Source organism: Gottschalkia purinilytica (assembly GCF_001190785.1).
GTDB classification, from domain to species: Bacteria; Bacillota; Clostridia; order Tissierellales; family Gottschalkiaceae; genus Gottschalkia_A; species Gottschalkia_A purinilytica.
On the sequence record NZ_LGSS01000014.1, the window covers coordinates 1 to 13,579 of the forward strand.

A 13,579-nucleotide genomic window follows, 5' to 3' on the forward strand; every position below is an offset into this window, starting at 1 on the left:
TAATCCTGAGTTAACAGCTTTTTCAACAGCTCTAACTAATGGATCAGTATTAAGAGGATTATTAGCAGGACTACCTAATGATAAGTTCAGTATTTTTGTATTATACTTATCCTTTGTCTCAATTACCCATTGTATAGCAGAAACTATACATGTTAAAAAGTAATTATTAGCTATTTTTATTTAATTCACTAGAAAACCTTATTTCCAAGTTATTTCCGTCCCATATGATATCATTTACTAATTTAGAAAGTAAAATCACTTTTTCTTCATATTCAAACTCATATATACTTTTATTAAAGGATCTAACAAGATCTTTGAGAGATTCTAAAGTTTTTAATTCATTAAGAGTAAATTTTTTTTCCTTGTTTATTTTTTCTATACTTATTTTTACTTCATTTATCTTTTTATCAAGAGCTTCTATCTGACTTATAATATATTTACTAGATTTAGAATCGAGGGTTTCACTAAGCTTTAGGGTCAAATTTTCTATCATTCTTTCATACTTTTGAACTTCTTTTTCTAGAGTAGAAGATTTGGTAGCATATAAGTCATTAAGAGATATTATATAATCTTTCTTTTTAAGTAGAGATTTAAGTAGTTTATTATAGTCAAGATTTAATTTTCTTATTTCGTTTAAAACTAACTTATCAACTTCTTTACCTGGTAGATTTTTTGAGTTACACTTAAGTCCTCTTGAGATTTCTTTTAATTTACACTTATAATAGTGGGATCTAGTACCATCTTTTCTTTTATTACCATATATAGTTCTCATTTTACTTTCACATATATTACATTTTAAAAAGGTACTCAATAGTCCTATTTTACTGGAGATTGTTTTAGGAGATTTTAATTTATTGTTTTGTATTAGATTTTGAGTAGAGATAAAGTCGGTAGAGGATATTATACCTTTGTGTTTTCCTACTGCAACTATCCACTCAGAGTGACATCTTAGTTTATTTGCCCTACCTTTTTTTTCTATTGTTTTGTTATATACCATAAGACCATGTATGCCATCAAACTCAGATTTATCACTAGCTATATCCATATTAAGAGAACGACAGTATTTATACATGTTTTCATCAGCTTTTACGTATACCATATTGGTTAGTATGCCTCTAACTCCAGTAACATCAAAATAATTACCATTAGGAGTTTTAATATTATTTGTAACAGACCAAACTTCAACTTGATTTAGACTTTTAAGCTCTAAATATTTTTTAAAAATCATTTTAACTATGCTTATTTCTTTAGGAATTTCCTTTAGCTTATACATTACTTTTTTGTTCATATTTTCATCATAATATTCTATGGGCTCTGATCCATATCCAGTAGGAGTTTTTCCACCTAACCATCTACCAGAGCGTGAGAGCCTTAACATGTTATCTTTTATACGCTCTGCTATAGTTTCACGTTCTAATTGTGCGAATACACTAGCAATATACATCATAGCTCTTCCCATAGGTGTAGAAGTATCAAATTGTTCTCTTATAGAAATAAAAGATATATTATTTGACTGAAGAAGTTCTATAGTATTTGAAAAATCAGATATACTTCTACTAATTCTATCTAATCTATAACACATGAGTATATTAAATTTTTTTTTATTGGCATCTCTAATCATTTTTTTATATTGAGGTCTATCAGAACTTCCACCAGAAAATCCTTCATCTTCGTATATTATGAATTCATCGACTTTAAAATGTTTATTAGCATATTCTTCACATAATTGAATTTGGTTTTGAGTAGATTCACCTTTGTTAGTAAGCTTAGACTTTCTTGAATATATAGCTATTTTCATAGTACCACCTCATTTAATTATATGAAGATTTGATTTTAATATTTGTTAGTTTAATTTAAAATATTTAAAACTTTACTATTTACAACGATATACTAAAAGGATAAGCTGATATAGGAACCTGAGATTAATTTTAAAGATCATAATGAAGTGATTGAAATTAAGTAATTAGTGGTAATAAACATTAAAGCTGAAGGTAAAGGAGAGTGAAAACGAGTATGCTACCAGATACATTAAATGGTTTATTTAAGGATAGGGATTATTACAAGATTTTATTTAAAATAGCTGCTCCTATAGTAATACAAAACCTTATTACATCTTCTGTAAATATCGTAGATACACTTATGGTAGGACGGCTAGGGGAGGCAGAAATTGCTGCAGTAGGTATAGCAAACCAAGTATTTCTTTTATATAGTATCTTAATAATGGCATGCTGCAGCGGATGTGGAGTATTTATAGCTCAATATTGGGGAGTAAAAGATGAAAAAAATATAAGAAGAGTTTTAGGACTTTGTATTTCTGTTGTAACAACAATATCTTTAGTTTTTACCGCACTTATCTTAATAGCTCCATCAGCTATAATTTCTATATTTAATAAAGATCCACAGGTAATAAAATTAGGAAGTGAATATATACGATTAGTATCTTTAAGTTACACTTTTACAGCTATAACATTTGCAGTAGCAGCAGCTTCAAGAAGTGTAGAGAAAACAGTGCCACCTATGGCTGCAAGTTTTTTAGCATTAATATGTAATAGTGTATTAAATTATATATTTATATTTGGAAAAGCAGGATTTACTCCAATGGGAGTTAAAGGAGCAGCTTTAGGAACTCTTATAGCAAGAGGAGTAGAATCCTTTGTACTTATAATCTATCTATATAAAACTAATAAAGTGTTATGGGGAAAACTATCTGATTTATTTTCTTTTAACATGAAGTTTTCAAAAAAAATATTTGGAGTTGTAATAGATGTTGTATTAAATGAGCTCTGCTGGGGATTGGGTTCAGTAGTATATTCTATAGTATATGGTCATATGGGTACTAGTGCTATAGCTGCTATACAAATATATAATACCGTGCAAAATTTATTTTTAGTTTTCGTATTTGGTATGGCGGCTGCCTCAGTAGTTATGATAGGAAAAGAAACAGGAGCAGGGAATAAAGAAAAAGCCATGAGATATGGATATCAATCGACTGCTTTGACAGCCATTATAGGAATAGTAGCATCTATACTACTTGCATTAAGTGCTGGTTTCATAGTATCGCTATTTAATATACCAGATATAGTAAGATATTATGCTAAAATGATTTTGTATGTTGTAGCTTTTGTTTTCGCAATAAGATCAATAAACATAATCTTAATTGTTGGAGTACTAAGAGGTGGTGGAGATGCAAAATATAGTCTTAAGATAGAAGCATTTACTATGTGGGGAATAGGTGTTCCACTATCATTTATAGGAGCATTTGTCTTAAAGTGGCCAGTATATTGGGTAGTTGGACTTTTAACAGTAGAGGAGATAGTTAAGTGCTACTTCTCAGTATCAAGACTAAGAACAGGTAAATGGATAAAAAGAGTTACTGATACTGTATAAAAATCAATAATAATAACATAAAAAGCATAATGACAAAGATATTAGAATAATATTTTAATATGTCCTTTGTTATTATGCTTTTATTTTACTTGGCATGATAAACTGCTGAAACTTAGAGTGGTGTATATATTCTATATGCTAGTTATTTAGCAAATTAATAAAATTAAATTAAAAGAGGAGATATAATATGATTGAAGTAAAAATAAGAACATTAATTATGAGCTTTTTAGCAGTTATTATTACTACTTCACTTTTGGTGTTTGTTAAACCAGGTAAAGAGATGATTACTCATAATGAAATACAAAATAATAATATAGAGGAACTAGATAATAGTACAAATTTAGTAAAGCACGGTCCTAGAGATAGAAAAATGGTTACACTTACATTTGATGATGGGCCTAATCCGGTATACACTCCTCAAATATTAGATGTACTAAAGAAACATAATGTAAAAGCTAATTTTTTTGTACTAGGAAAACATGCTGAAAAATATCCAGATATTATTTTAAGGATGAAAAAAGAGGGTCATGAGATAGGAAACCATTCATATAGTCATATAAACGTAGAGAAAAGTAGTATAGAAGAAATAAAAGCTGAGATAATAAAAACTCAGGAAATCGTAAAAAATATAACAGGAGAAAATCCTAAGTTACTTAGACCACCTTATGGACTATACAATGGAAAAATTATTAATATGTCAAAGGAAATGGACCTAAAAATAGTATTATGGACTTATTATCAAGATCCTAAAGATTGGAGCAGTCCAGGAGTAGATCATATAGTAGAAATAGTTACTACTAAAATAAAGAATGGAGATATAATACTACTACATGATCATAATGAAAAGGAAAGCCATACAGTGGAAGCATTAAAAACTATCATACCAAAATTAACTGAAATGGGGTATGAATTTGTAACAATATCAGAACTATTAAATTTATAGATACATAAATAGAGGCTTTATATGAAAAATCTAAATAGCAAAACTCCAAATCTTATGATTTAATTATAGTTTAAAATATAAGATTAAAGGAATTTTGCTATATTTATTTTTTGTTTTAATTTTAAAAGAACAAATAGTACAAACCCGTATATTCATAGACATATATGGGAGGGATAAAATGAAAAAGACAATAAATATAGTCACTAATATAGAAAATAAAGAGATTTTGGAAGAACTTATTATAGAGGCTTTAATAGAAGTGATAAAATTAAGAATAGATAGACTTTCTGAGGGGGTAAGGGAAGAGGCATATAATATACTTATTAACGAAGTTAAGTCGATTTTAAGTTAGTATATGAGATTAAGAAATCATTACTTTTATACTTATATTGCAGAAACTATATCCGAGGTATTACCTCCACCTGTTTCATCTAGTGCTTTAATTGCTAAAATATTTGCTTCTGGAGCTATACCCATATATTTTCCATTTGATGAATACCCATTTGAGCCTATAATACCTGAAACATGTGTACCATGACCGTTATCATCATAAGGAGATGTCTTATTATTTACAAAATCTTTAAATCCTACAATTCTATTTCTAGGTTTTACTAAGTCCGCATGAGGAGCAACACCAGTGTCTATAACAGCTACAGTCACCCCTTTTCCAGTATAACCTCTTTCATATGAAATAGGAGCTCCTACTGAAGGGCTTGCTATATCTAATAAAGCAAACACTTTAGAGTCAAAGCATATATACTCAATATTTGGGTGTCTGGATAGCCTGTTTATAGCGTCTAAACTAAGATGACAAGCAATACCACCAACTAGAGGAAGGTGGTGTCTTACCTTTCCAGACATACCAAAAACCATACTACTTAGCGTATCGCTATCATTATCCTTAACACATATTATAACAGGAATTTCTTCTTTAGATCTAGAATTTAGTTTCGCACTAACAACAGGACAAATTTTCAAATTACTCACTCTTCTCATTTCATTCACCTTCCCATATATTAAATTTATGCAATTACCTATTAAAAGGTTAATTTAAGTTAAATTTTACAGTGAAGTTTACATAATGTTGTGTTATAATGGAATTCCCTCTTACATACTTATTTAGAAAGGGGGAGCTATGTATGAGGATATTTAAAACACAAAAAAATATATTGAAAACTTTAATTATATCAATATTAATAATATTATTCACAACTACCCTATTTCGTGAACAATTATTAGTATATTTTTATCCAATAATTAAATCCACTCAAAAATTCGCAATAACATCTAACGTAAAAGATTATGAAAAAATAGAAACTGATAATTTTATAATAAGATATGATGAGAGTCAGTCACAAAATGCTTTAATGTCATTAGAAATAGCAGAGAAGTATTATAATGATATGATTAAATTATTTAGACATGCTCCTAAGAACAAGATAGAAATGATACTCTATAAAAATGGGGATGAGATGATGAAAAACACTGGGTTAAATGATGGATCTTATCCTATAGGAGTTTATTATGGTGGTGTCGTTCATATTCTTCCTCCTGAAGAGTGGATAGAAGATGATGACAACTTTGAAGAGATATATGAAAAAGACGGTCCAGTAGTCCATGAGATAGCACATTATATTGTAGATGAAATCACAAATGGAAATTACCCTATGTGGCTTACAGAAGGGGTAGCATTATATGCAGAATATAAAATTACTGGATCTGAATGGGGAAAAGATATGAATGATGACTATATATCAATAGAAGATCTTGAAGAAAGATTCAATGAACTAAATCAAGAAGTAGCATATAGAAAATCATTTAATATAGTAAAAAATATGTCGGATAAATGGGGAGTCGAAAAATTGAACAACATGTTGTATTCCCTGGGAAAAGGTAATAGATTAAATAAAGTGACTGAAGCTGTATTTAAAGTGAATTTATACGAAATCAGATAAAAAAGACAGCCTTTTAAAGGGCTGTCTTTTTTACATAATTTCATACATATCTTCAAATTAATGGGGGATGGAGATTTATGAAATATATTTACAGAATACTACGCTATTCTAAGAAAATTATACTATAAAAGTTAAATACTTGTATATGAGACTTTAGCACTAAGTAATAGTAAAAATTTAATAGTTAAATAATTACATTGATAACTATCATATTCAAAGGAGGAAATTAGTTATACTAATAGAATAAATATTAATAAATCGACATAATATAACTAATTATACAAAAAATTAACTGATGTTACGAGGTGGTATAGGGATTATGAAAAGGAGAATATTAGTAGTAGATGATCAAAGACACATGGCAAACGTAATCAAATTTAATTTAGAAAAAGAAGATTTTGAAGTAATCCTATCACATGATGGTGGCGATGCTATAAAAAAAGCATTTGACTGCTGTCCAGACTTAATCTTACTGGATATTATTCTTCCTAAAAAAGATGGATTTCAAGTATTAAAGGAAATAAGGAAAAAAACAATTACTCCAGTAATAATAGTTACTTCCCAAGAAGATGAGGAACATAAAGTACAGGGGTTAGATCTTGGGGCAGATGACTATATTACAAAGCCATTTGGTATTAAAGAGTTGGTCGCCAGGGTGAAGGCTAACTTAAGAAGACTAGAATATCTAAACTTACCTAAAAAAAGCAACATAATAGCTTCAGAGGATTTGGTAATAGATATATCAAAATATGAAGTAAAAAAAGATGGACAAGTTATAAATCTTACTTTAAGGGAGTTTGAATTACTTAAGTTTTTAGCATTAAGATCTGAAAAAGTATTTTCAAGGGAGCAATTATTAGAAGAAGTATGGGGATATGAACATTATGGAGATATAAGGACTGTCGATGTTACTATAAGAAGGTTAAGGGAAAAAGTAGAAAATCAATCAGGCAAATATAAACATATACTTACAAAAAGAGGTGTTGGATATTATTTCAGGAGGATTTGATAAATGTTGAAGAATAAAAAGTCTTCAAATATTTTTCAAGAAGACATTTTAGATAATATTATTAATAATATTGATAGCGGCATAATAATATTTGACAAAGATAGGAATATAATATGTGGAAATAAATCAGTTGCTAATATACTTGGGATAAACTATGAAAGTTTATTTAAATTAAATCTTCAAGATATATTGAGGATTGCTAAAAAAGATGAAAAAGTAGAAAACATAATAAAGAATTTAAAAGATAACTTTGAATTAGAAGTAAATATAAAAGGAATAGATTACAAGTTTGAATATACTTATTTTGACGGAGATGATAATGAGAAGTCAATCATAAATTTAAGAAGGATTAATAATGAAAAGCCATCAAATAGTAATGATTATATAGGATACGTTTCTCACGAGTTGAAAACACCTATATCTACAATAAAGGCATATATAGAAACTCTAATAGATATAATGAATAATAATGAATTTAGAGATAAAGAAATATCAATGAAGTTTCTATCTGTAGTTAAAGAAGAATGCGATAGAATGTTTACTATAGTTAAAGAATTATTACATATATCAAAATTAGATAGAGACATATTTGCATTAGAAAAAGAAAAAGTGTCAGTAAATGAGTTTATAAAAAAGATATATACTAAAATTGAGGTATTGGCAAAAATTAAGAGACAGAATATTTTAATAAACATTTCTAAGAATATTAATAATATATATATAGATAAAAATGCTATGGAACAAGTAATATTAAATATACTAACTAATTCTATAAAATATACAAAAGAAAAAGGAAAAATAGAAATATTAGTGTATGAAGAAGATAGCAAAAGTATTATATCCATAATAGATAATGGTATGGGTATTAAGGATGAAGATATAGAGAGAGTATTTGAAAGATTTTATAGAGTACAAGAAAGGGAAGAAGATTTCAAAGATATAATAGATGGAGCTGGACTTGGACTATACATATCGAGAGAAATAGTTAAAAAACATGGTGGAAGTATAACTATAAAGAGTGAATATAATGTAGGAACACAAGTGAATATAATAATTCCAAAAATAGAGCATATACATTAAAAAATATCTAAGATTGATAATACATATTGAAAAATATGACATATATAAAAAAATTAATAACATTTTATTAAATAGTAGATAGAAAAATAAATATATGATATTATAGTTATTGTTTAGTGTTGATATTTACGAGCCCTTGTAAATAAAAGCCAATATATTTATTTGGATATAATTTGCTATTTAAAGTAACTTTATTAAATAGAATTGGCTCTTGATTGAATGGATAAGTGAAAATAGAAGAAGTAACGGACTTCTTCTATTTTTTGTTTATTAATATAGGAACACAGGCTCATTGTTTTATAGTATAATATATATTGGTTAATTGTGTTTAAAAGTGAAAAATAAGCGAGTTAGAATAGAATACAATACAAGTTATAAAGCAAAGGTAGAAAGAGAGGTGCAAAACTGACTTAAGTCGGTGGGATGGTATGGACAAGTTAGTTATAGAAGGCGGAATTAAACTAAATGGTGAAGTTGAAATAAGTGGGTTCAAAAATGCAGCCCTTCCTATGATACCGGCTACTTTGTTAGCAGGTGACAAATGTGTAATCGAGAATCTTCCATTAATAAATGATGTATATTGTCTTACTGAGATAATGAAAGAAATAGGTTCTGATATAGATATAAAAGATAATGGTACTATGACTATAGATACCAGTAACATAAAAGAGTGTAAGGCTCCATATGAATTATCTAATAAAATTAGAGCATCTTATTATCTTTTAGGAGCAGGACTTGGTAGATTTAAAGAAGTAGAAATATCATATCCAGGAGGATGTAATATAGGTACTAGACCTATAGATCAACATATAAAAGGTTTTGAGGCACTTGGAGCTAAAGTAGAAGTAGACCATGGAGTTATAAGATGTAAAGCAGAAAAACTCGTAGGTGCCAGTATTTACTTAGACGTTATAAGTGTAGGTGCTACTATTAACATAATGTTTGCAGCAACTATGGCAGAAGGAACAACTATAATAGAAAATGCTGCAAAAGAACCTCATATAGTAGATGTTGCTAATTTATTGAATGCAATGGGAGCTAATATAAGAGGCGCTGGTACAGATGTTATAAAGATAGTTGGAGTAGAAAAACTACATGGATGTACACATAGTGTAATACCAGATCAAATAGAAGCTGGAACTTATATGATTGCAGCTGCATGTACAGAAGGAGATATACTAGTAAAAAATGTAATACCTAAGCACTTAGAATCTATAACTGCGAAGTTAAAAGAAATGGGTGTAGATGTAATAGAAAATGGGGATTCAATTAGAGTTATTGGAAATAGTGACTTAAAAGGGATAAATGTTAAAACACTTCCTTATCCAGGATTCCCAACTGATTTACAACAGCCTATGACTGTATTACTTACAAAAGCAAAGGGAACTAGTATAGTAACTGAAAGTGTTTTTGAAGGTAGATTTAAGTATATTGATGAATTAAAAAGAATGGGAGCAAATATAAAAGTAGATGGAAGAGTTGCTGTAATAGAAGGTGTTGGAAATTTAAGTGGAGCACAAGTTAAAGCTACTGATTTAAGGGCAGGTGCTGCATTAGTTGTAGCTGGTCTTATGTCAAAAGGTATAACAGAAATTGAAGAGCCATATCATATATATAGAGGATATGAGGGCTTAGAAAGCAAATTAATAAGTCTAGGTGCAAAGATAAGAAGGATTAAAGAATAAAAAATAGCCGAGTAACATCGGCTTTTTTTATTTTTTGATAACTATGTAAATTTTATGATATAATTGTTTCATCAAGGATTTATTAATCCTTAAATCACATACTTAAATTACAGTACACATATAGTATATAGTAGAAAATATGGAGGATAAACAATGTCTTTTAAATTTTGCTCGCTAGCTAGTGGGAGTAGTGGGAATTGTCAATATATTGAAACGGAAAAGGTAAGAGTACTATTAGATGCAGGATTAAGTGGGAAGAAGATTCAAGGTTTGTTAACATCTATAGACATAGATCCAACTACTATAGACTGTATACTGATAACTCATGAACATAAGGATCATATAAAAGGAGCGGGTATACTATCAAGGAGATTTAACCTGCCAATATATGCAAATGAAAATACTTGGTTAAGTATGAAAAATGAATTAGGAAATATAAAAGAAGAGAATATAAGAGTAATAGGAGCTGAAAGTGATTTTGAAATAGGAGACTTGGGAGTGTCTACTTTTAAAATATCACATGATGCTGTAGAACCTGTAGGATATTCTTTCTATAATAAAGGAATAAAAATGAGTATAGTTACAGATACTGGTTGTATTAATGAAAATATAAAAAAAGAAATAAGAGATTCTAATTTGCTTATGATTGAATCAAATCATGATACTGAAATGCTTAAAATAGGGAGTTATCCTATGTTTCTGAAAAGAAGAATACTAGGAGAATTTGGTCATCTTTCAAATGATGATGCAGGAAAGCTATTAACAGAGATTCTTACTGGAAAGAATGAAAAGATAATTCTTGGACATATCAGTAATGAAAATAATTTTCCTGAATTAGCATATCAAACAGTTGCTAACATATTAACAGAAAAGGGTATAGATATTTTTAAAGATATATCTTTAGAAGCAACATATAGAGACAGGCCAACGAAAGTTTATGACTTTAAAAATCTTTAGGAGGTATTTAAGTCATGGATAATGAAAATAAAAACTTTTTTAATGAAGATGAAAACAAAAATAATGACGTAAACTTTCAACTATTAAATAGCGATAACGAATCGAAAGAAGATAAAACTTACTATAGAAGCGGAAATAATAATTATTCTAATAATTTTAACAACGGAAATAATAAAAAAAGAAGTAATCTATCATATGTATTAGTATCTATAATATCAGCTATCATAGGGGGATTAATATTTTCACTAGTAGCTCCTTCAATATATGGAAGAACAGGATATAATAAGGGTGGCGAAGGATTAAATCCTCAACAAATAAATATAACACCAAAAGATAATATTTCAACAGTAGAAGCAGTTGCTAAGAAATCTATGAAGTCAGTTGTAGGAATAACAACAGTGGAAACTATAAAAGAAGACTTTTTTCCATTTGCGTCAGAAAGACAAGTTCAAGGAGTAGGATCAGGAGTAATAGTAGATAGTAATGGATATATTCTTACAAACTCTCATGTTGTAGGTGATGGGAAAGCTGAAAACATAACGGTTCTTTTTGAAGATAGAAGTAAAAAGCAAGCTAAAATACTTTGGAATGACGTTGCTTTAGACTTAGCAGTTATAAAAGTAGATGCTACTAATCTTCCAGTAGCAGACTTAGGAGATGCAGAAAAGTTAAATATAGGAGAAATAGCAGTAGCTATAGGAAATCCACTTGGACTAGAATTCCAAAGAACAGTTACTTCAGGAATTATAAGTGGACTTAATAGAAGTATAACAACACAAGGTGGAGATAAAATAGAAAACTTAATTCAAACGGATGCTTCAATTAACTCTGGTAATAGTGGAGGGCCACTTTTAAATTCAAAAGGAGAAGTTGTAGGAATAAATACATTGAAACTTAGCTCAGCAGAAGGACTTGGATTTGCTATACCTATAAATTTAGCAAAACCTATAGTAGAGCAAGTTATAAAAGAAGGAAAATATACTAGTGCATATATAGGAATATCATCATATGACGTAAATGAGGTTAAACAAAGATATAATCTTGATGTTAACATTGATAAAGGTTCATATATATTGCAAATAGTTCCAAATTCTCCAGCAGCTAAGAGTGGACTACAACCAGGAGATGTAGTAGTTAGTATAGATGATAAAAAAATAGAATCCCAAAGAGGGTTAAAGAAGCTTCTTTATAGCTACAAGCCAGGAGACAAAGTTAAAATTGGAATAGTAAGAAATGGAAAGAAAATAGAAAAAAATCTTACTTTAGAAGCGGCTCCATCTAATGGACAATAAAAGCTTAGCAAGTTTGACTTGCTAAGCTTTTTTTAATATAAGTCATAAAAATAGCATTAATTGAAAATACTAATTAAAAGTAGTGTTAGTTGAACTATGCAGTATACTATGGAATTATGATAAAATAGGAAATAATAGTTTTAAAATATAGTAGGTTTGGAGTGGTTATATGTACGTAGTATGCAATGATCATTTAGAAGTAGCCTTAGAAGAATTTATAGATACCTATGAACAATCGCCAGATATTTATGAACTTAATAAAATAAGTTTTACAGACTGGACAAGTCCACATTCTTGTGAATTTTGTGAAAAGATACCTAGGTTTTTAGTAGTATAAAACGAGATATGGAGGACTTATGAATATAACTATAGCATCAGTTGGAAAAATAAAAGAAGATTTTTTGAAAAAAGGAATAGAAGAGTATTCAAAGAAAATTTCAAAGTACTGTAATATACAATTTATAGAGGTAAGTGATGAAAAAGCTCCTGAAAACTTAAGTAAACAAGAAGAAGAAATAATAAAGAACAAAGAAGGAGAAAAGTTACTTAACAGAATAAATGAAAATACTTATCTTATATCACTTACAATAGATGGTGATGAAATTACATCAAATCAGTTTTCTCAAAAGTTGGAAAAATTAAAAGAAGCTGAAAATATAGATGTAACTTTTGTAATAGGTGGTTCGCTAGGACTGTCAAATGATATTTTAAAAAGAAGTAATTATAAATTATCGTTTTCTAAGATGACATTTCCTCATCAGCTGATGAGATTAATACTTCTAGAACAGATATACAGACTTATAAGAATATAAATTACATTATTACTAATATCATTCTTTTATTATAAAAAATTAGAAATATATGTGGTCTAAATATTTCGATTTTTAATATATTGAATAAAGTGAGACATATTACAATAAAAGGGTGGTATAAAAAATGAGTAAAAAAATACTTAAATTGAGCATTGAACCGTCTAAAGTAATTGAAGTTCTTAAGGGGCATAATTTTTCAGATCTAGTTCACGAAGAGTTTCACCAATTAGAGAATGAAAAATATATAGGAACTTTAATATATGAGAAATTTTTTTATAAAGTAGAAAGAAAGGTTAGTGTAATAATTATCGTAGATAACCTTAAAGATTTTACAGAGATAAGAATAATATCTACCGGGACTTCCCAAGGTTTAATATTTGATTTTGACTGGGGAGCATCAGGTAATGTTATAGAATATGTTTCAGGTGTTCTGAAAGAATATATAATAGAATAACGTAT

General features: G+C 28.6%; 14 protein-coding genes. 12 read left to right on the forward strand and 2 right to left on the reverse strand.

The features are described 5' to 3' along the window. Positions 1-166: 166 nt before the first annotated feature. Positions 167-1,798, reverse strand: a complete 1,632-nt coding sequence (locus CLPU_RS12575; RefSeq protein ID WP_050356024.1) for a recombinase family protein — start codon at positions 1,796-1,798, stop codon at positions 167-169. Between the two features lie 203 nt (positions 1,799-2,001). On the opposite strand from CLPU_RS12575, the gene CLPU_RS12580 reads away from it, so the two are divergent. The 3 genes from CLPU_RS12580 (at position 2,002) to CLPU_RS17320 (ending at position 4,682) form a co-directional block, all read left to right on the forward strand. Next, positions 2,002-3,387, forward strand: coding sequence for an MATE family efflux transporter (locus CLPU_RS12580; RefSeq protein WP_235436181.1), 1,386 nt, complete (start codon positions 2,002-2,004; stop codon positions 3,385-3,387). Positions 3,388-3,574: 187 nt separating this feature from the next. Then, on the forward strand, positions 3,575-4,330 hold the full coding sequence (locus CLPU_RS12585) for a polysaccharide deacetylase family protein (RefSeq protein WP_050356026.1): 756 nt from the start codon (positions 3,575-3,577) through the stop codon (positions 4,328-4,330). 178 nt (positions 4,331-4,508) lie between these two features. Beyond that, on the forward strand, positions 4,509-4,682 hold the full coding sequence (locus CLPU_RS17320; protein WP_157857734.1) for a hypothetical protein: 174 nt from the start codon (positions 4,509-4,511) through the stop codon (positions 4,680-4,682). A gap of 32 nt (positions 4,683-4,714) precedes the next feature. Here the strand turns inward: CLPU_RS17320 and CLPU_RS12590 are convergent, their stop codons facing one another. Beyond that, a complete protein-coding gene (locus CLPU_RS12590) occupies positions 4,715-5,326 on the reverse strand; it encodes a S8 family serine peptidase (RefSeq protein ID WP_164492060.1) in 612 nt (203 codons plus the stop codon). 143 nt (positions 5,327-5,469) lie between these two features. On the opposite strand from CLPU_RS12590, the gene CLPU_RS12595 reads away from it, so the two are divergent. The 9 genes from CLPU_RS12595 to CLPU_RS12630 all read left to right on the forward strand — a co-directional run bounded on the left by CLPU_RS12595 (position 5,470) and on the right by CLPU_RS12630 (position 13,574). Next, a complete protein-coding gene (locus tag CLPU_RS12595; RefSeq protein ID WP_050356027.1) occupies positions 5,470-6,285 on the forward strand; it encodes a peptidase MA family metallohydrolase in 816 nt (271 codons plus the stop codon). A 319-nt stretch (positions 6,286-6,604) separates the two neighbouring features. Continuing rightward, positions 6,605-7,294 (forward strand): response regulator, encoded by a 690-nt coding sequence (locus tag CLPU_RS12600; RefSeq protein WP_050356028.1) that lies wholly within the window; start codon positions 6,605-6,607, stop codon positions 7,292-7,294. A 3-nt stretch (positions 7,295-7,297) separates the two neighbouring features. Next, positions 7,298-8,374: a sensor histidine kinase gene (locus CLPU_RS12605; protein ID WP_050356029.1), complete on the forward strand. Its 1,077-nt coding sequence runs from the start codon at positions 7,298-7,300 to the stop codon at positions 8,372-8,374. 428 nt (positions 8,375-8,802) lie between these two features. Continuing rightward, entirely contained in the window at positions 8,803-10,059 is a 1,257-nt protein-coding gene (locus CLPU_RS12610) for a UDP-N-acetylglucosamine 1-carboxyvinyltransferase (RefSeq protein ID WP_050356030.1), read from the forward strand. 153 nt (positions 10,060-10,212) lie between these two features. Then, positions 10,213-11,016 (forward strand): MBL fold metallo-hydrolase, encoded by an 804-nt coding sequence (locus CLPU_RS12615; protein WP_050356031.1) that lies wholly within the window; start codon positions 10,213-10,215, stop codon positions 11,014-11,016. A 14-nt stretch (positions 11,017-11,030) separates the two neighbouring features. Further along, entirely contained in the window at positions 11,031-12,308 is a 1,278-nt protein-coding gene (htrA, locus tag CLPU_RS12620) for a serine protease HtrA (protein ID WP_050356032.1), read from the forward strand. 169 nt (positions 12,309-12,477) lie between these two features. Then, positions 12,478-12,645, forward strand: a complete 168-nt coding sequence (locus CLPU_RS16775; RefSeq protein ID WP_082154225.1) for a CxxH/CxxC protein — start codon at positions 12,478-12,480, stop codon at positions 12,643-12,645. A 19-nt stretch (positions 12,646-12,664) separates the two neighbouring features. Then, the gene (rlmH, locus tag CLPU_RS12625) at positions 12,665-13,120 is read left to right on the forward strand and encodes a 23S rRNA (pseudouridine(1915)-N(3))-methyltransferase RlmH (protein ID WP_050356033.1); all 456 of its coding nucleotides are present in this window, start codon (positions 12,665-12,667) and stop codon (positions 13,118-13,120) included. A gap of 124 nt (positions 13,121-13,244) precedes the next feature. After that, on the forward strand, positions 13,245-13,574 hold the full coding sequence (locus CLPU_RS12630; protein WP_050356034.1) for a DUF6054 family protein: 330 nt from the start codon (positions 13,245-13,247) through the stop codon (positions 13,572-13,574). Positions 13,575-13,579: the final 5 nt, after the last annotated feature.